Below are 19,148 nucleotides of genomic sequence, written 5' to 3'. Positions count from 1 at the left end.
ATCTCATGCACAATTATCTCGACTTCGAAAAACCTATCTCGGACCTTGAAGGCAAGATCATCGAGCTGAAGAAGCTTGCCGATGAAGACGAGAGCATAGACACCTCGGAGGAGATCAATCGCCTGGAATCGCGCGTCAACGACGCGATGCAGGACATCTATTCCAAGCTGAACGCCTGGCAGAAAACGCAGGTCGCGCGCCATCCGCAGCGCCCGCATTTCGTCGATTACGCCAAGGCGCTGTTCACGGAATTCACGCCACTTGCAGGCGACCGCAAATTTTCCGAAGACGCTGCCATTCAGGCAGGCCTTGCCCGCTTTAATGGCCAGCCCGTCGCCATTATCGGCCAGGAAAAGGGCAATGACACCAAAAGCCGCCTGAAGCACAATTTCGGCAGCCCGCGCCCGGAAGGTTACCGCAAGGCGATCCGCGTGCTGGAACTGGCTGACCGCTTCTCGCTGCCGGTCGTGACCCTCATCGATACCGCTGGTGCCTATCCCGGTGTCGGCGCAGAAGAGCGCGGCCAGGCAGAAGCCATCGCCCGCTCGACGGAAATGTGCCTCAACGTCAAGGTGCCGATCGTCTCCGTGGTCATCGGCGAAGGCGGCTCGGGCGGCGCAATCGCGATCGCCACGGGCAACCGCGTCTACATGCTCGAACATGCGATCTATTCGGTGATTTCGCCGGAAGGTGCCGCTTCCATTCTCTGGCGCGATTCGACCCGTGCCAAGGAAGCCGCGACCAACATGAAAATCACCTCGGAAGATCTGAAGTCGCTTGGCGTCATCGACGGCATCATTCCCGAGCCGATGGGCGGCGCGCATCGTGATCCGGCGGCCGTGATTGGTGCCACGGGCGACGTTATCGCCAAGGCGCTCGCCGATCTTTCGCAACGCTCGGGCACGCAGCTGCGCGCCGAACGCCGCCAGAAATTCCTGGATATCGGCAGGAACCTTTAGAGCGTTTCCAGTAAAAGTGCGCAGCGGTTTTACGTGCGGAAAATGCGCAAAAAGAGGGAGTTAGATTTTTTTGGCGGATCGAACAAAAGCCAAAACAATCTAGCTCCAGCCTTATTTTCCTTGAATCTCGCCCCAACTCGGCCATAGTCCGGTCACATCAACAGATGTATCGGCGGCCGCAGGGGCAGGTCCGATTTGAGTTAAGAAGATGTAAACGGTTAATACCGTATTTAAAATACACGCGGGACGGTGTAGAACTCCGTCGCCCGTGCCATCGTCTTTCGGATCAGATCATGCGTTTGACACATTTTGCACTTCTCGCCTGCACCGCGCTCGTTCTCAGCGGCTGCAACGATACGCTCGAAACCGTCGAACGCGACGTCTCCCACGTTAAAAACAAGGTTGATTACCCGCTTTCTCCGTCCATTCTTGCCGAGATCGACAAGAAGAACATGGATCGCACCTCGCCGATCATGATCCGCATCTTCAAGGAAGAAGGCGCGTTGGAAATCTGGAAGGCCAAGCGCGACAACCGCTTCGACAAGATTGCCGAATACCAGATTTGCGCCTGGTCCGGCAAACTCGGCCCCAAGGTGAAAGAGGGCGACCGGCAGGCGCCGGAAGGTTTCTACAACCTGACGCCCGCGCACCTCAATCCCAACTCTAAATATTACCTCGCCATCAACACCGGCTTTCCGAACCGCTACGATGCCGCCAACGGCCGCAACGGCACCAACCTGATGATCCATGGCGCCTGTTCGTCCTCCGGCTGCTATTCGATGACGGACGCGCAGATCCTTGAAATCTACGGTTTCGCCCGCGACGCCTTCAAGGGTGGCCAGAAGACCGTTCAGCTGCAGGCCTTTCCCTTCCGCATGACCGCGGAAAACATGGCCCGCCACCGCCAGAGCGAACATCTCGATTTCTGGAAGATGCTAAAGGTCGGTTACGACAATTTCGAAGTCACAAAACGCCCGCCGGAAGTGAATGTCTGCGAGAAGAAATATGTCTTCAACCAGCAGACCGAAGGCGGCGCGTTCAACGCATCTGCGCAATGCCCGGCCATGAGCACGCCGCCGGCACTGGTGAGCGCGCTTTCGAGCTACGAAAAGACCTATGATCTCGCCTATGAAAAGGCGATGAAGAAATATGACGGCATGGCCTGGTACGACCCGAGCGAGGCGGAGCGCAAGGCGCTGGTTGCCGAAAAGCGCAAGGGCCGCGAACCCGCTTATGCTCCGACCGGCTCGGCGCTGAAGGCCGGCAAGCTGATGAAGGAAACGGAATATGCCGCGCTGATGGAGAAGAAGGCGCAGCAGGTGACCTCGTCTTCGCCGGCGACCACCGCAACCGCGTCTTCTCTGCGGACCCCGCATCCTTCGGCGACCCAGCCCGCAGCTCCGCAATCGAACCCTGCCCCGGCGGCCCCGACAATGGTTGCCGCTGCTACGCCTGCGGCTTCGGGGCCCGGTCAGAACGGAACTGCCGCCCAGGTCCCTGTGCCGGCCATGAACCCGCTCGCTTTTTCCGCAGCACCGCCAGCGGAAGCGCCGGAAAAGAAGCCGTTCTGGAAGTTCTGGGCCAAGGAATGACCGACACGGCTGACATAGTTTTCGACTTGAGGGGGCTTAAATGCCCCCTTCCGGTTTTAAGAAGCCGTAAGAAACTCTCTGGCCTGCAGGCGGGCGATGTTCTTGTTGTGGAGACGACCGACCCGCTGGCGGTTATCGATATTGCCCATATGTGCAATCAGGATGGGCATAGCCTGGTTGAAACTACGACGTTGACCAAAGGACACCGATTCAGGATCGTGAAGGGAGCGTAATTACCCTCGCTGCCGAGAATACTCCACTCGATCTCCCCCTTGAGGGTGAGATACCCGACAAGGTAAAGGGGTGCCCTGCCCGCGGGTTTCAACCACCGTTTTGCTACCTAAAACCTCAACCCCGAAACCGCCAGCGGATTGTCCGTCATCGCCTGCCTGTCCGGACGGTCGATGCCCGGCGTGCCGGTGAACGCAGCAAACAGGTCCTGCACGAACGCCTCCGGCAAATCCTTGGTAATCAGCACCATGCGCGTGCGCTGGTCAGACGGGTCCGGCCATGCAGCGAGGCGCTCGGGTGTATGGAAAATGTTCTGTACCCCGTGCAGCACAAGAGGCCGGTCCGGATTGTCCGACAGCTTGACGACGGCCTTCATCCGTAACAACTTTTCCCCATGCGCCGAACGCAGCAGATCCACGAACATGTCGATCGCCATCGGGGCTATCGGCTGGTCGTGAATGATCGAGAAGGAACGGATCGCCGCGTCGTGCCGGTTCACATCGTGGTGATGATGGTGGCCATCGTGGTCGCCATGATGGTGGTGGTCATGGTCATGATCCTGGTCGTGGTGATCGTGTTCCGCCTCTTCCCCCAGCCAACGGCCGACATCGGCATTTTTGCTGCCCGGATCGTAAAGACCGTTATCCAGCAGTGCGGCAGCACTCCAGTCGGGCCGGTCACCATCCTCGATCGTCGCGCGCGGGTTGAGCGCCTGTAGGCGAGCCGTCAGCGTGGAAATTGTGGAAGCATCGGCAAGCGCACGCTTCGTCATCACCAGCCTGTCGGCCACCGCCGCCTGCTTCACGGCTTCCTCGTGATTATCGAGCGTGGACAGGCCGTTCACGGCATCCACAACCGTAATGATGCCGTTCAGAACGAAATTCTGCGCAATCACCGGGTTGCCCATGACAGATTGCATGACGGGAGCGGGATCAGCAAGACCGGTGGTTTCGATCACGACCCGCTTCACCGGCTTCAGCTTGCCGGTCTGTATGCCGTCCATCAGTTCCGCCAGCGTATCCACCAGCTCGCCGCGAACGGTGCAGCAAAGGCAGCCTTCCGCCAGTTCGATAATGCCCTCGCCTGCACTTTCAACCAGCATATGGTCGATGCTGACATCGCCGAATTCATTGATGATGATCGCGGCGTCGCTCATATCGGGATCTTTGAGAAGCCGGTTGAGCAGCGTCGATTTTCCGGCGCCGAGAAATCCGGTGATGATGGAAACCGATATGCGATCGCGAGACATGTCTTGCCTGTATGTTGATGGCCGCTCCGGCAGATCGTTGGACGATATTAGATCCGGAACCGCGCAATAATCACAAAAAATCGCCCGGGGCCTGAAGGCCACGAGCGACACTGTAATATCATAACAAACCGAAGCTGCGAATACACATTCCGCGCAGCGTTCAGGCTTCGCGCGCACCCTCATCCATAAAGAGTGCGGTTAGGCGAAATCAGAATGTCGGACGCGGGATGGGAATCGGCACGTTGGCCACTTGTCCCTTGGCGCTCGCACCCTTGGCGGTGTTGACCGCCACCGTCTCACTGCCGGGAATGAGACCCGCGAAAGAATATTCCGGCGGACGGGTCATTTCCGTAACGTAGGGCGAATGGATGACCATGCGGCCGGTCTCGTCGCGGCTTTCGCTGCGCACCTTGGCTGCCTTCGGATTGCAGATTTCGGCACTGACGTCGTTTACCTCAGCGGTATCGCCATAGGGTGCCAGCGAGGCGAGTGAAACGCCTTGGCCCGAGGGCGCCGTCAGTCCCATCTGCAGCAGATCAGCGGACTGGTCGGTTCGCCCGGCAAGGCTATCTGCCCCCAGCACCACAGTTATGACCGAACGGCCGTTGCGCACGGCGGAGGACACCTGGTTGAAACCGGATGCACAGATGAAGCCGGTCTTCATGCCATCTGCGCCATCAAAGCGGCCAACAAGCATATTGAAGTTGGCGTAGTCCTTCTTGCCGGTGGTGACACCTTCCAGCGAGAAATAATGGGCATATTCCGGGAATTCCCGCTTGATGATCAGCGCCAGAAGCGCAAGGTCACGCGCCGTCGTATATTGGCCCTTGCCGGGCAGGCCGTTGGCGTTGATGTAACGGGTGGAGCTCATGCCCAGCCGCTGCGCCTGCGCATTCATCTGCGCCACGAAATTATCGCTGGTGCCGCCGATGGTTTCGGCAATCGCCACGGCGATATCATTGGCGGATTTGATGAGCAGCAGCTTCAGTGCGCTGTCCATCGTCAGCTTCTGACCGGGCTTGAAATACATTTTCGAGGCCGGCTGGTCGGCGGCCTTCTTGCTCATCACCACTTCCGTCTGCGGGCTAAGCTTGCCGGCCTTCATCTGCGAAAAGGCGATATAGGCGGTCATCAGCTTGGTCAGCGAGGCCGGATACCACTTGCGGAACGCTTCCTGGTGGGAAATCACCTTGCCGGTTTTGACATCGACCACCATTTTCGGATTGGCATTCGCCACAGGTGCAGCGGCAACAAGGCCGGCGGTCATGATGGCAATGGCTGCGGAGAGCCGCCGGGCGGCGTTTGGCGATTTAAGATTCTGTGGCAAGGCTTATCCTCGAATTCCCGTCTTCAGTCAGGGAATGGCAATATTCACCATATATGTCCTAGCAATGGCAAAGTACATTGATTACGTCAATTATGCGGCGCACTATCCACCGCGGAGGATAGGCTTTTACGCCATGCCGCACCGATGAACCCAGGAATGAACGAATGCCGATTTTGAACAGAGCCGCCGAACTTCAGCAGGAAGTCAGCGAATGGCGGCGTCACCTGCATGAAAATCCCGAGATTTTGTATGATGTCGACAACACCGCAGCTTTCGTTGCGGACAAGCTGAAATCTTTCGGCGTTGACGAAATCGTGACCGGTCTTGGCCGCACGGGCGTGGTCGGCATCATCAGAGGCAATATTCCGGGCAATCGCACCATCGGCTTTCGGGCGGATATGGATGCTCTTCCCATTCTTGAGGAAACCGGCAAACCCTGGGCTTCCAAAACCGCAGGCGCCATGCATGCCTGCGGCCACGACGGCCACACCGCCATGCTGCTTGGCGCCGCCAAATATCTCGCGGAAACCCGCAATTTCACCGGGTCCATCGCGGTCATCTTCCAGCCCGCCGAAGAAGGCGGCGCCGGTGCGCTCGCCATGGTCGAGGACGGCCTGATGGAGCGGTTCGGCATCGATGAGGTCTACGGCATGCACAATATGCCGGGTATTCCGCTCGGCTCGTTCGCCATCCGAAAGGGCGGCATCATGGCGGCACCGGACAAGTTCTCGATCACTGTCAAAGGTCGTGGCGGCCATGCGGCCCAGCCGCACCGCACGATCGACCCGATCACCATCGGCGCACAGATCGTCGGCAATCTGCAGATGATCGCCTCGCGCAATGCCGATCCGATCCGATCCGTGGTCGTGTCCGTCACCCGCTTTCACGCCGGCTCCAGCCACAACATCATTCCCAACGACGCGCTGATTGCCGGCACGGTGCGTAGTCTGGACGAGACGGTGCGTGATCTCGCGCAGGATCGCATCAAGCAGATGGCGGAAGGCATAGCGCTTGCAAATGGAGCGGAAGCCGAGGTCGTCTATGAGCGTTATTGCCCGGTGACCTTCAACCATGCGGACGAGACCGACCACGCCATCTACGTCGCCCGCGATGTGGCTGGTGAAAAGAACGTCGACCCCGATGTCGACCCTTCCATGGCGGGCGAGGATTTTTCCTTCATGCTGAAGGAAAGGCCGGGTGCCTTCATCTTCATCGGCAACGGCGATTCGGCCGGCCTTCACAACCCTGGATACGATTTCAACGACGACGCCATCGCCTACGGCATTTCCTATTGGGTGAAACTTGCAGAGCAACGCCTGACGAACTGATTGCCGGGTAAGGCAAAGAAAGCAGAGGAACAGATCGACCGCGATAAAGAACGCGGTTGATCCGCCGGCGACGGCAGGTTAAAGAGCAATTCAGTGTCCACGTAGCTCAGCAGGATAGAGCACAGGATTCCTAAAACAAATTGGGGGTTGCGCCCGGAAACGACGCAATCGATCTGCTCAAAGTCGGGGAAAGCTTCGCTGGTCTTCCAGCATGCCAATCCCGAGCCAAGCTCCGGAGAAATCCGGTGAAGGTGTAGAGACTGGATGGGCAGCACCTAAAAGCCGAAAGGCTCATGGTGAAGGGACAGTCCAGACCACGAACGTCCTATCCAATGAAGATGGGCGGCGGCTAAAGCCGAAGTGGTATGAATCCTGGGGTCGGAGGTTCGAATCCTCTCGTGGACACCATTTTCCTGTAAATTCAGTTTAAAACAATAATATAGAAAAGAGCGGAATGTCGTGACCCGCTTCACTGCTCGCCATGCGGCTCTAGTCCTAGACAAACATAATAGCTGTCCCGTTTCGGTCAGCGTGCACACCGGTATTTTCGAACGGCGACCGCATCGATTGGTCACGTTCGTTTTACCAATTAGCTCCGGTCTTTTGCGCGTTTGATCGCAAACACATCTCGTGCATCCACAAACAGCACCTATCTAAGATGCTCACACCCGATGAAGGAGACAGAATGATCAACGAATATGGCCCATACGTACAGATGGGAACGCTTGCAGAGCAGATGGCCACCCGATACCGGATGGACCCAAATCTCGCACTGGAACCGCACCTGTTGCACTATATGGAAGAAGTCGAGGTAAATATCGCCGCCGACAGCTTCGATCATGTTGGGTTCATGGACAAGATCCGCAGCCGGCTGGAAATGACACTGGCGAAGACCGTCGACCCTCGATGCCGAGAATTCCTGCATGCGGTTGTGGTCGCACTTCAGGAGCGTATCGATCGTCATTCACTCGACGTTGCGTGATCGCCGTTCCTCCTTCCACGTTGCATCAGGTCTCTGCAAATGAACTTCTATGACGCGGGCAAGAAGCTGCCTGCGACGCGGCGTTCAGCAGCGTGGTGCGCAAGCCGTCAAAAATTCACTCGATGAAAACGCGCACGCTCGAAGCGCGGCCATCGGCGTCGATCACGGTCAGCGTTGAAAACCCCTGCCCTTCCGGTCGCCATTCGCTGTTGCGGCGGAGCGAAGCATCCGGGAGCGGCCTGCCGTTGGCGAGCCAGCGGAAGGGCGCGCGGCCGCCTTGCAGCTTCAGCACTAGCGGCGAAATGCCTGACTGGCTGGAGAGCTCCACCCTAGCCCCTTCCGGTGGATAGACGATGCGCGGCGCGCTTTCGCGCCTTGAGGCCGAAAGCAGGCCGCTTGCGGTCAATGTGAAACGCCGCTGGTTGGCGGGAAGGTCGCTCACGGCCACCCGCGCGACGCCAGAGGGTGCAGCAGACATTGGCGTGATCGCTACGCCGGATTTCTCGAAAGCCTCGAAGAGGATCGGGGCTGCCGTCGCATAACCGGCAATGCCCGGGACGGCGCCGTTATCGGCACGACCGACCCAGACGCCGATGACATGCCGCCCGTCATAACCTACCGACCAGGCATCACGGTAACCGTAGCTAGTGCCGGTCTTGTAGGCGATGCCGCGCTGCTTCATGCCGAGTGGCGGCAGCACACCGGACAGGATGTCGGAGACGTTCCAGATCGCAGCGTCGGCAAACAGCCGATCTCCGGCAAGCCGTTGCGGCGCGGAGCGCACACCGTCCCCCAGCCGCACAGGGTCGCCGCCGCCGGCAAGGCCCGCATAAAGCTGCACCAGATCAACCAGCGAAATACCAGCACCTCCCAGCGCAATGGCAAGGCCCGGCGCCTCGGTGGTGGGAAGCACGAGCTTCACGCCCACGCGGCGGAAACGCACCATCAGCGCAGACGGGCTGACAGCATCCAGAAGCTTTACGGCGGGCACATTGAGCGACAGTTGCAGTGCCTGCCTGATGCTGACATCACCCTGATAATGCATGTCGAAATTACGCGGGCGGTAACCGGAAAAATCCGCCGGGCGATCCTCGATGATGGTTTCCTGCCCGATGAGACCATTTTCAAAGGCAAGGCCATAGATGAACGGCTTGAGAGTGGAGCCCGGCGAGCGCACGGCGCGGCTCATCTCCACGAAACCGCGCCTTGCAGTATCGAGATAATCAGCGGAACCAACTTCAGCCAGAATATCACCGGTCTGCGCGTCGGCCATGACGATGGCGACGGAGACCTTTTCTGTCAGCTTTTCCGCTGCATGGCGGGCAACGGCTTCCAGTTCCCGCTGGATCGGCAATCTGAGCGTCGAGTGCGCCTCGGTGGCATTGGGAAACTTCACGCGTGCGGCAGCCGCCATATGCGGTGCATAGGCCGGCAGATCACGCCGGTTGGCGGAAACGGCTGCAAGGATCGCCCGCTCTGCTTCCCCTTCACCCACCACGCGTTCCACGGCAAGGCGCTGCAAAACCCTCTCCCGCGCCTGCCTTGCCGCATCCGGAAAGCGGTCCGGTCGGCGTTTCTCCGGCAATTGCGGCAGCGCAACCAGAAGAGCCGCCTCCGCCGTGTCGAGCCGGGCGGGCTCCTTGCCAAACCAGGCGAGGCTTGCGGCACGAACACCCTCAAGATTGCCGCCATAAGGCGCGATATTCAGATAAAGATCGAGGATTTCCGCCTTGTCGAGCCGTCTTTCGATCTGGAGCGCGCGCAATCCCTGCAGAAACTTCGCCGAAAACGACCGGTCGGTGCGCGGTTCGATCAGCCGCGCCACCTGCATGGAAAGCGTCGAGGCGCCGGAAACGATCCGGCCGTTGCTTGCCAATTGCCAGGCGGAGCGCAGCAGCGCCCACGGGTCAATGCCGTGATGGTCGTAAAAACGCTGGTCCTCATAAGCGATCAGCATGCGCAGGAACTGCGGATCGATTTCTGCAGCGCTGGTTTTCAGCCGCCAGCGGCCATCAGGTGTCGCAAATGCGCGCAGCAACCGCCCGTCTCTATCCAGCACCTCGAAGGACCGCTGCTGCGCAGCCTCCAGCGGTGGTGGATAGGCCTTGTCCAGCGCATCGAGACCGAAGGCCGCACCGCCTACAAGCAGAGCGGCCGACACGATGCCGACGATGATCGCCTTTTTTCGCCTCATGGGGTTGCCGAACGCACCTCCATGCGGCCCGTTGCCGTGCGGGCGGAAAATTGCGGCCGGTACATATCCTCGACCGAGGCCGCCGGATGATCATAAGTGCCGGGGGTGACGGCCCGGACCACATAGGCCAGCGTGATTTCCGAACTGTCGCCAGCCGTGCGGTCGAAGGCCGCAACGAACCGGTCGTAGCGGAATTCGGTATGCGCAGCTTCGGTTTCCGGCAACCAGTCGAAATTCGAAAGAGCGGCAGAATTGACGAGGCTCGGATTGTCGATCTCGAAACCGGAAGGCAGAAGGTCAGTCACGAGAATGCGTGCCTGCCAGTCATTTTTAGGCGTGACATTCAGCACCGCCACGTAACGCTCGTTCTGCACCACCTCACTCGGGTTCACCTCCTCGCCATCCATGGAATAATAGGTACGGGTGATGGTGAAGCCCTCGCCACCGGCGGCAAGCGGTTGTGCCGGGGGCGCGACCGTGGTGACCACCGCCGTGACCGGATCGGCCGACGCATTGGCGATCTTCAAGGGTGCCGCCAGCAATTCGTCGCCGCTCATCCGCTTGCCGAAACCGCCGGTCTGCAAATCGCCGTTCACATCAAGACGGATATCCTTGTCCTCACCTTTGACGGCGCGGGCGGCAAGCAGCATCCATGCCTGTTCCTGGGTGCTGGTATAGGGTTTCTTTTCCCATTCCTTCGCCACGGCACCGGCAAGTTGCGGCACGACGGCAGGAACAGGGCGGCTTTCCGCTGCAAGCGCCAGCGTCGCTGCGCCATCACGCAGGGCGGAACCGTAATCCGCCCTTGCGAAGCTAACCTTGGTGGCACGGCTCGCCATATCGAGCGAGGCACCGAACACAGTCTTCGCGCGCGCCTGATCGCCATAAAGCGAAAGGGCTGCGGCAACCTGCGCCTTGGCAAGCGGTGTGGGGAAATCGGCAAGCGCCGTATCCGCATAATATCTGAGATCGTTGATCGCCGCCTTGCGGTTGCGCGCCAGAACGTAAAGCGAATAGGCGATCTCGTTGCCGCGATCCTTGACGTTGCTATCGTAGGAAAGACCGTTTTGCAGGTTGCTCAAAGCCTGCACCATGGCCTGTTCGGGAACATCGTAGCCCTGCTCGCGCGCACGGGTCAGGAAGTCGCTGATATAGGCATCCAGCCACAGATCTCCGTAACCGGGAGACCAGAGGCCGAAACTGCCGGAACTCGACTGGAAGGACAGCACCCGGTAGATCGCCTCCTGCACGCGGCGGCGGGTATCCGGGTCCTCGGCGATGCCGCTATCCTTGGTCATTTCCGAGAGATAAAGCAGCGGCAAAGCGCGGCTCGTCGTCTGCTCGGCGCAGCCGTAAGGATATTTGTCGAGCATCATCACCAGCGCCGGAATATCGAAGGCTGGCGAGCGTGTGACGTTGACGGCGACGGACGAACCGAGAAGCATGCTATCGGCCAGAAGGTCGCCATTGATCGTCAGGCTGCTATTCGGCGCAATCTTGATTTCACGCCGCGTCGTGACCGGCAGAACGGCTGGACGCACGGGAACGTTCAATACCTGCTCCAGCGAAAGGCCGGCGGCATTGGAGACCTTGATGGTGATTGCGCCATTGCCCGGCTGTTCGCCTGTCAACGGCACGGTCAGCGACGACTTGCCGCCCTTTTGCAGTGCCAGGGTCTGCGACATCTCACCCTGATCGACCGTAAGTGCCGTGTTGCTGGTCACATCCAGCCGGTAGTCGCCGGCCTCGCCATCGGTATTGGCGATATCGAGCCGCAATTGCGAGACATCGCCGGGCGCGAGGAACTTCGGTGCACTGGCCGTCACCACCACGGGATCTCGAATGACGGCGTCGGAGACCGCATGTCCCACGCCCGTCTTCGTCCAGGCGACAGCCATGATGCGGGCCGTGCCGTTGAACTGAGGAATATCGAAGCTCACCGTCGCCTTGCCGTCAGCGTCAAGTTCGACAGGTCCCGAGAAGAAGGCCACGAGCTTTTCGGTGGGCGGGCTGCCCTGCAGTGCTGCGCCCCCGCCATCACCGCCCGTTCTCAGGCGACCTGTGGCGCCAAGCGAACCGTCGATCAGGCGGCCATAGAGGTCGCGGATTTCCAGCCCCAGCCGTCGCTGGCCGAAATACCATTCATCCGGCTTCGGCGGTTCATAGCGGGTGAGGTTCAATATGCCGACATCCACAGCCGCGACGATGACATAGGCCTTTTCGCCCACGCCCGCGCCGGCGACGCTGATCGGAATTTCAAGCGGTTGACGCGGCAGCGTCTTCTGCGGCGCGCCTAGCGTTACAGCAAGCTTGCGCTCGGCGGGATCGACGGCAAGCCACTTGATGCCTATGGCGCGCATCGGCATGCGGCTTTCCTGCGAATCGCCCGGACGGAACAGCGTGGCCGTCACATACGCCCCCGCGCCCCATTCCTCGGTAACGGGAATGTCGATCTCGCCGCCATCCTCACCGATCTCAGCATTCTGCACGGAAATCAGCTTTTCCGAACCTGACGTGACCATCAGCTGACCGGCAAAACGCGACGATACCTTGAGTTTTGCGGTATCACCGATCTTGTAGTTTTGTTTGTCCAGCGCGATTTCCAGCGCATCCGGCGTCTCTGTCGAGCTTGCTTCGACGTAGAAACCAGCATCGAATTCGACGCTCGAAACCGGTGCGCCATTGCCGGCACCTTCCACTTCCAGCCTGTAGCGGCCCCAGGTGACAGGCACGGAAATCTCACCGCCATTAGCATCGACGGAAACCGTGCCGGTTTCGGTCTGTTTGGTATATTCCACCGGTTCGTACCGCCAGGAGTTACCCTGACGATACCATTGATAGTTTCGCTCTACCTTGATGAGCTTCCAGTTAAGGCCACTCATCGCCTGTTTTGCGCCATCGGCTGTCACGCCGATAATGTGGAAACGGCCAACGGAATTCTGGGCGAGATCACCCGAAAACTCCGGTTTGATGCCGATGACAGGTGCTTGCGCCTTCACCGGCAGCGTCAGAGATCGTTCGACGGCGCGGCCACCGGCCTCGCGCATCCGAACGGTGATGTTGGCGGAAAGCAGCTGCGTGGTGGATGGCAAATCCGTCAGATCGACGTTGAAGCTTGCCTTGCCTTCTTCGTCCAGCGCCGGCAGATCGGCAAGCGCGGTGCGATTTTCCTCTTCGCTTTCCTCATCGGCCAGACCGAAGAAATAACCCTCGAAGTCGGTACTCGTGCGGGTCGGCTTGACGGCGACCTCACCTTCCAGCGTCAGGCCGGCTGCGGGCGCGCCGTAGAGATAACGGCCATCAACGTCGATTGCCGTTTCCGCGCCCGGCTCGATCTGTTTCACCTTGCTGGAAAGATCAAATTCGGTGCGATCAGGTACGAAATCATCGACCAGAAAGCTCTTTTCGCTGATCGCAGCCGTTTTCGGATCGGTATGAATGCGCAGCGTCCAGGTGCCGCGCATGGCATTCGCCTGCAAGGGCAGATCGACCGCATGGCCGCCGAGCGCCTTGCCGTCGCTCACGAAACGCCGGTCCTCGACGCCATCAGGGCGCGAGAAGATGAAGGTCAGCGGCAGATCCTCGATCGCCTTGCCGTCGACATCACGGGCCAGCGCTGCCGCGTGCACGGTCTCGCCGGCGCGGTAGATACCGCGCTCTGTCCAGCTGAACACGTCGATGGCGCCGGGGGCCGCGCGGCCAGTCACGCCACGGTCGGAAAGATCGAAACCGGCACGCGTCATGTCCAGAAAGACGTAGTCCTTGTCGCCATTGCGCGCCGTGAGGATGGCGGGCGCCTGCGCCGCTGTGCCACGCATCAGGCCTGCCGAAAATACTGCCCTGCCGTCTGCATCCGTCTTTGCCGTGCCGAGCACTTCGTTGTTCTTGGCGAGCAATTGCAAGTCCACCCCGCCAAGCGGTGCGGCGCTGCCGAGTGAGCGCACGAATACGTTCAGGCCATCGGTGCCGGAATAGGTGGTGATGCCCGTATCGGAAACGAGGAACCACTGCGTGGCGAGCGAATCCCATGTCTCGGGTGCGGTGCCGGGCGGTACGGCGGTCAGCACATAGATGCCGGGCTTCCGCTCCGGCAAGGCTTCGTCCACCGGAAAGCTCGTCACTACATCCTTGTTGAGGTCCGGCTGAATGTCTATCGAACCCTGCCAGACCAGCTCGCCGAGCTCGTTTTCAATACGGTCGGCGTTGTAACCGTCCATCTGCGTCAAAAACTGCGAGTTTGCCAAGACCGACGTGATGTTACGGTCGCCAATACGGTAAAGCTTCAGATCGGCCTTTTCGGCATTGACCGAAACGATGGGAATGCCGCGCCGCGCCGTGCCCGGCAGCACGAAGTTCTCGCCGGTGAAGCGGACGCTCGCTGCACGGTCACGCACGTAGATATCGAGATCGACCTGCTTTTCCAGCGGTTCTTCCACCGAGGACGGCAGGCCGGCGCGAAACGCAATCTTGTAACGCTGACCATGGGTCAGCCCCTCGACGCAAATCTCACTGCCCTTCGCCTCGATCGCCTTGGGTGCAGCACCATCCAATGTGACGAAAGAGGAATAATCGACACCGTTCTTCACCAGCGGTTCGGAAAACTGCACGCATGCGCGCGGGCTGACACTATCCGTATCAATCGTGTTGTTGATGACACGGAATCCCTGGCGCGTGCGCAGATCGGCATAGGCCGCCTTCGTCTGCGCATTATCGGAAAGTGTCAGGCTCTCCTTATAGGCATTAAGCGCCGCGCGATAATTCTGGGTCTTTTCGAAAGCCTGGGCCAGCCGGTTCAACGCCTCGGTGCGGGCACTGACCGTGCGGCTCAACTGATAGGCATTGATGGCAGCGGAAGCGGCCTGGCCCGCAATCGCGTAATTGTCGGTAACCTGCGCCGCCCTTTGCGAAAATTCGGCCCAGAGAGCACCGTCATCGGGCGAAATCGCAAGAGCCGCCTTGTAGGTTTCGATCGCGTCCGCTGCCGCCTGCTGCCTTGCCGTTTGCAGCAGGCTCTCCAGTCCCTGGCTCTCCTGCTCCGCGCTTGCCGCAAGGCCCGATTTCAGCCGGCGCGCTTCCTGCTGCAGGCTATCAGCCACGAAAGAAAGACGCTGCGGTGCACCGATATCGGCTTCAGCGATAACCTGCACGATCTTGCCGGCAACGGCACCGGGGAAGGCATTGAGCTGATTGAAATCCGATTTAAGGAAACACCATTGCACCTTGGGATTGTAGGTGAAGGCCTTGCAGGCGGTATCGCCGACGCAAATCTCGCCGCACTGCTCAACCGAGACATTCTGCTCGGTTCTGAGATCGAACCCGAAATAATCGCCATTTTTGGTGGTAACCACCTTGCGGGAAGGTTCCGCCGCCACAGCTGGAAGAAAAGTAATGGCGGTTGAGACCGCAATCAACGAGATCCGGACGAGCGCGCGCAACGACATCAGTTTTCTCCCCGCAACAGACATGTCGGGCGGGACTCTGGTCAAATCCACGCACGGTTGTCAACGCATCATCGTCAATTTGCGACGCGACACTGTGGAGAGAGCGGCAGACAGGGCTAACGCTAGTCTTCTAATTTGCGCGCTTCGGAAATCAGCATGATCGGCACCCCGTCGCGGATCGGGTAGGCGAGCCCTGCGCTTTCGGACACCAGCTCGTTGCGGGCGCGATCGTAGGAAAGACGTCCCTTCGTCAAGGGGCAGACCAGCAGCTCAAGCAGCTTGGGATCGGCATTGCTCATCCTGTCGTCCATGGCGGCGATCCTATTGCAGCACAGTACCGGCCTCGCCCGAGCCCTGGGCAAGAACGATCTCGGTGATGGCGATCAATGTTTCGGCCCGCGTCCTCAGGTCAGGCGCTTCCAGCAGCGCCTGCTTTTCGGCGGGACCAAAGGGAGACATCATGGAAAGCGAATTGACGAGGACACGATTGCCTGCGCGCTCCACGCTTTCCCAATCCGCTTCCAGCTGGTTCGCATCCAGAAACGCGCGGAACACCCGCAGCAGATTTTCGCGGTCCACAGCGTCCTCATCATACTCGCCGGAAAGATCGGCGATGAAGGGCGCGTGCCGGAAACTGCGATAGGGCTTGCCCACATCCACCTCTTCCAGCAGGCGGAAGCGGCAGATGCCGGTGAGCGAAATGACATAACGCCCATCCCCGGTTTCCGAAAAAGAAGTGATGCGACCAAGACATCCGACAGCACTCAAAGGACCGCCATCATGCCCCCCCTCAATCACGTGAAGGGCCGGCTGCACCATGCCGATGACCCGGTGGCCGGCCAGTGCCATATCGATCATGGCGAGGTATCTAGGCTCGAAGACATTGAGCGGCAGGTGGCCTTCCGGCAAAAGCAGCGCGCCCGACAATGGAAATACCGGCACAATTTCCGGCAAATCGTTGTTCTTCACATATCTCGCATTTCCGACATGCATGGGATCAAGCCCCCTGTTCACCGCTGCCCGGCCGGCGGATCAACCGCCATGGCCGGGATATGCCCGCATTACGAAAACAAGATCGCCGAAAGCTTCCGGCGCCCGGCCACACTTGCCGGATCCTTGAAGCCCCAGGCCTCGAAAAACTCCAGAAGCTGGCGGCGTGCGCCGTCATCATCGAAGGTTCTGTCCTTGCGCATGACATAGAGCAGATGGTCCGCTGCCTCATCCCGCCGCCCCTGGGCGTTGAGGACCTTGGCAAGCTTCACACGCGCCTCGTAATTATCGGGATCGAGCGCGAGATCACGTTCCAGCGCCACCGGGTCGCCAATCTTGCGGGCTTCTTCATATTGCGCGATCTTTTTCGAGACGAGCTGAATGCCTGCATCTGCGGCCACTTCCGCCGGCAGGGACGAGAGAAGTTCGCTCGCCCGTTCATATTGTCCAACGGCAATCATGCATTCGGCAATACCAGCGATTGCGGCGGCGTTTTCGGGATCGGCCTGCATAACCGCGCCGAACAATTGTGCCGCGCCATTATGATCGCCATCCGCCAGAAGCTGCTTTGCCTCCGCCAGAACCGCTTCGATCTCAGCCTTCGGATCGCCCGCATCCGGTCCGGCGATCTTGTCGATGAACTGCTTGATCTGGCTTTCCGGTACCGCGCCCATGAAGCCGTCCACCGGCCTGCCATCCAGGAAAGCAACGATGGCGGGAATGGACTGGATGCCGAGTTGGCCTGGAATAGACGGGTGATCGTCGATATTCAGTTTCACAAGCTTCACGCGGCCATTCGCCTCGTTTACTGCCTTTTCGAGAACCGGCGTCAGCTGCTTGCACGGGCCGCACCACGGTGCCCAGAAATCCACCAGAACCGGCTGGTGGCGCGATTCCTCGAGAACATCCTTGGAGAAGGCCGCCGTTGTGGTGTCCTTGATGTGACCGGAAGACGCGCCGTTCAGCTCCCCGCTATATTGTGCGTTGCCGGACATCTGCCCGCCATAGGAACTGCCGTAAGGATTGTTCGTGCCGCTCATGCCGGTCTCCCGTAATCTCTGTCGTATTGTCTTGGTTGAAGCAAAGATCGTATCTCACTCGCTGACTTTCAAGACAAGCGGCGTGTGGCCGGTCGCCTCCAGAAAGCGAATGAGGTCCTTGTTTCCTATCGTCGTCGTCTGGTCGTTGGAAAGCGGGTGACCGTTGATCAGCTCATTTTCCAGAAGATCGCTGTCGAGTACGAAGGTAACCTGCCCACCGGTGTCGTTGATGGCGCCGAAAACCGTGACAGATCCCGGCACGACACCCAGATATTCAAGCATTTTTTCCGGCCTGCCGAAGGATACGCGGCTTGCCGCGCCAATCGTCTTGTGAACGCTTTTCAGATCGACGACCGCGTTCTCCTCAACGGTCAGAACGAAATATTGATCCTTCTTGTCCTTCACAAAAAGGTTCTTCGTGTGGCCGCCCGGGATTAGATCACGCAACGACTGGGATTCGGCAACGGTATAGACAGGCTCATGCTGTTTTGTCTTATGCTCGATGCCGAGTCCGTCCAGAAACGCGAACAAGTCCGCTGCCGTCTTCGGAGAATTTTCCGCCATATCCTACCGCCTGCCTTTGCCGATTCCGATATCCTCTCCGTCATGATTAAGGGGGCAACCGCGGCTTGGCAACGCGTGAAAAAGCGACGGCGCGAAAATTCCCAATCATTTCCGCCGCTTGTCGCATTTCTCAAAGAAATTTTCGCGTTTTTGTCATTTCCCTGTTGCATTCCAAAATCGATTGAGCGATATAGCGCCCGTCGCCGCATTGCGGTGGCCCACGGTTCAGCGTACTACCCCGGACCGATGGATTTGAGCGGGTGTAGCTCAGGGGTAGAGCACAACCTTGCCAAGGTTGGGGTCGAGGGTTCAAATCCCTTCGCCCGCTCCAAAATTTCCCAGGACACAGTTATTTGCGTTATTTCGATTGCTTATGAAGACGCCGCTCCTGCTCTGTCGGCTTGGCGTGCATGATTTTTATCGGGCGACGTGTAATCAGGCGGAACTTATGGCGAGGATATCCGTTTTGGACCCGAGGCTCCTAACCTCAGTTCCCCTCTGAATTGCCCGCCGCGAGCGGGCATTTTTTTGTCGCCCCGTCAAAATACCATTTCGCCTAGGGAACAGCTTCCGGGTGCATCGCGTTTTCTTGCGTTGTTCAACGCGAGGGGATAGCTCATGTCCATAGATCTCAGACGAACTTGTGTGATTGCGGTATTTGCCGTCCTGTCCATTCCGGCCGCGTCTTTTGCCGCCGACATGATCACTTATGGCAGGGAACCGGCTCCGAAATACAAAGTACACCATCATCCGCGTGCCGTTGCAAATGTCTATGCTGCTGGCGCGCCCTTACGCTGCAACGAGAACATCGTGTCTTACCGCTCCCCCTACGAGCGGCATACGGAAGTGGTTACTCTCTGCCATCCACCGCTAAACTGGCAAACAGAGTCTTCTACTGCAACAATATGGTCGCCTTGATCTTGTCATAATTCATTTGATGTGCTTTTGTTCGCTCGCCCTTGTGGGAGGGGGTAAAGGTTGAGACCCGCTGGCTGTTTCGATACGGCAAGCGGGTTTCCCTTTTTTTGGCGTCCGGCCAGCCACAGGCAGTGCGAGGAGTGCCGCAAATTCTCAACGTCCGTCCAGAAGAAGACGCGAACTTTGCTTTTCTCATTGAAGATGAATGGTAGCGGGAGAGGGACTTGAACCCCCGACACGCGGATTATGATTCCGCTGCTCTAACCACCTGAGCTACCCCGCCACAGGGAAAACGTGACGGCCATGTGACCGTCCGCTCCATCAGGATGAGCG

General features: G+C 59.1%; 14 protein-coding genes and 2 tRNA genes. 7 read left to right on the top strand and 9 right to left on the bottom strand.

The features are described 5' to 3' along the window. The first annotated feature begins 5 nt into the window (after window positions 1-5). From CRO62_RS09180 to CRO62_RS09170, 3 genes are all read left to right on the top strand, one after another. Complete coding sequence (locus tag CRO62_RS09180) at window positions 6-959, top strand: acetyl-CoA carboxylase carboxyltransferase subunit alpha (protein WP_097099935.1); 954 nt, start codon at window positions 6-8, stop codon at window positions 957-959. Window positions 960-1,252: 293 nt separating this feature from the next. Next, complete coding sequence (locus tag CRO62_RS09175; protein ID WP_097099934.1) at window positions 1,253-2,551, top strand: L,D-transpeptidase family protein; 1,299 nt, start codon at window positions 1,253-1,255, stop codon at window positions 2,549-2,551. After that, window positions 2,548-2,784, top strand: a complete 237-nt coding sequence (locus CRO62_RS09170) for a sulfurtransferase TusA family protein (RefSeq protein WP_025595404.1) — start codon at window positions 2,548-2,550, stop codon at window positions 2,782-2,784. The genes CRO62_RS09175 and CRO62_RS09170 overlap by 4 nt, the downstream gene beginning before the upstream one ends. Window positions 2,785-2,891: 107 nt before the next feature. On the opposite strand, the gene CRO62_RS09165 is transcribed toward CRO62_RS09170, so the two are convergent. Both CRO62_RS09165 and CRO62_RS09160 read right to left on the bottom strand, forming a co-directional pair. Next, window positions 2,892-4,031 carry a CobW family GTP-binding protein gene (locus CRO62_RS09165; RefSeq protein ID WP_097099933.1) on the bottom strand — a complete coding sequence of 380 codons (1,140 nt, stop codon included), beginning with the start codon at window positions 4,029-4,031 and terminating at the stop codon, window positions 2,892-2,894. A gap of 208 nt (window positions 4,032-4,239) precedes the next feature. Next, on the bottom strand, window positions 4,240-5,298 hold the full coding sequence (locus CRO62_RS09160) for a D-alanyl-D-alanine carboxypeptidase family protein (protein ID WP_046205618.1): 1,059 nt from the start codon (window positions 5,296-5,298) through the stop codon (window positions 4,240-4,242). A gap of 224 nt (window positions 5,299-5,522) precedes the next feature. Between CRO62_RS09160 and CRO62_RS09155 the strand changes: the two genes are divergently transcribed. Both CRO62_RS09155 and CRO62_RS09150 read left to right on the top strand, forming a co-directional pair. Then, window positions 5,523-6,686 (top strand): M20 aminoacylase family protein, encoded by a 1,164-nt coding sequence (locus CRO62_RS09155; protein ID WP_097099932.1) that lies wholly within the window; start codon window positions 5,523-5,525, stop codon window positions 6,684-6,686. A gap of 685 nt (window positions 6,687-7,371) precedes the next feature. Beyond that, the gene (locus CRO62_RS09150; RefSeq protein ID WP_013761805.1) at window positions 7,372-7,668 is read left to right on the top strand and encodes a hypothetical protein; all 297 of its coding nucleotides are present in this window, start codon (window positions 7,372-7,374) and stop codon (window positions 7,666-7,668) included. Window positions 7,669-7,783: 115 nt separating this feature from the next. Here the strand turns inward: CRO62_RS09150 and pbpC are convergent, their stop codons facing one another. From pbpC to CRO62_RS09120, 6 genes are all read right to left on the bottom strand, one after another. Continuing rightward, window positions 7,784-9,862 carry a penicillin-binding protein 1C gene (gene pbpC / locus CRO62_RS09145; protein ID WP_179784482.1) on the bottom strand — a complete coding sequence of 693 codons (2,079 nt, stop codon included), beginning with the start codon at window positions 9,860-9,862 and terminating at the stop codon, window positions 7,784-7,786. After that, window positions 9,859-15,303 (bottom strand): alpha-2-macroglobulin family protein, encoded by a 5,445-nt coding sequence (locus CRO62_RS09140; protein WP_097099931.1) that lies wholly within the window; start codon window positions 15,301-15,303, stop codon window positions 9,859-9,861. The genes pbpC and CRO62_RS09140 overlap by 4 nt, the downstream gene beginning before the upstream one ends. A 122-nt stretch (window positions 15,304-15,425) precedes the next feature. Next, window positions 15,426-15,614: a Trm112 family protein gene (locus tag CRO62_RS09135; protein ID WP_003511371.1), complete on the bottom strand. Its 189-nt coding sequence runs from the start codon at window positions 15,612-15,614 to the stop codon at window positions 15,426-15,428. A gap of 10 nt (window positions 15,615-15,624) precedes the next feature. After that, window positions 15,625-16,296 (bottom strand): LON peptidase substrate-binding domain-containing protein, encoded by a 672-nt coding sequence (locus CRO62_RS09130; protein WP_179784481.1) that lies wholly within the window; start codon window positions 16,294-16,296, stop codon window positions 15,625-15,627. A gap of 68 nt (window positions 16,297-16,364) precedes the next feature. After that, on the bottom strand, window positions 16,365-17,333 hold the full coding sequence (gene trxA, locus CRO62_RS09125; RefSeq protein WP_003511373.1) for a thioredoxin: 969 nt from the start codon (window positions 17,331-17,333) through the stop codon (window positions 16,365-16,367). 54 nt (window positions 17,334-17,387) lie between these two features. Then, window positions 17,388-17,897, bottom strand: coding sequence for a prolyl-tRNA synthetase associated domain-containing protein (locus CRO62_RS09120; RefSeq protein ID WP_013761810.1), 510 nt, complete (start codon window positions 17,895-17,897; stop codon window positions 17,388-17,390). Between the two features lie 256 nt (window positions 17,898-18,153). Between CRO62_RS09120 and CRO62_RS09115 the strand changes: the two genes are divergently transcribed. Further along, a tRNA-Gly gene (locus CRO62_RS09115) sits at window positions 18,154-18,228 on the top strand. A gap of 287 nt (window positions 18,229-18,515) precedes the next feature. Then, on the top strand, window positions 18,516-18,815 hold the full coding sequence (locus CRO62_RS27025; protein WP_143539383.1) for a hypothetical protein: 300 nt from the start codon (window positions 18,516-18,518) through the stop codon (window positions 18,813-18,815). Between the two features lie 206 nt (window positions 18,816-19,021). On the opposite strand, the gene CRO62_RS09110 is transcribed toward CRO62_RS27025, so the two are convergent. Continuing rightward, window positions 19,022-19,098, bottom strand: a tRNA-Met gene (locus CRO62_RS09110). Window positions 19,099-19,148: the final 50 nt, after the last annotated feature.

Origin of the sequence: Rhizobium sp. AN6A (assembly GCF_900215635.1) — a bacterium.
GTDB classification, from domain to species: domain Bacteria; phylum Pseudomonadota; class Alphaproteobacteria; order Rhizobiales; family Rhizobiaceae; genus Agrobacterium; species Agrobacterium tumefaciens.
This window is presented reverse-complemented; position numbering and strand designations above follow the sequence as displayed.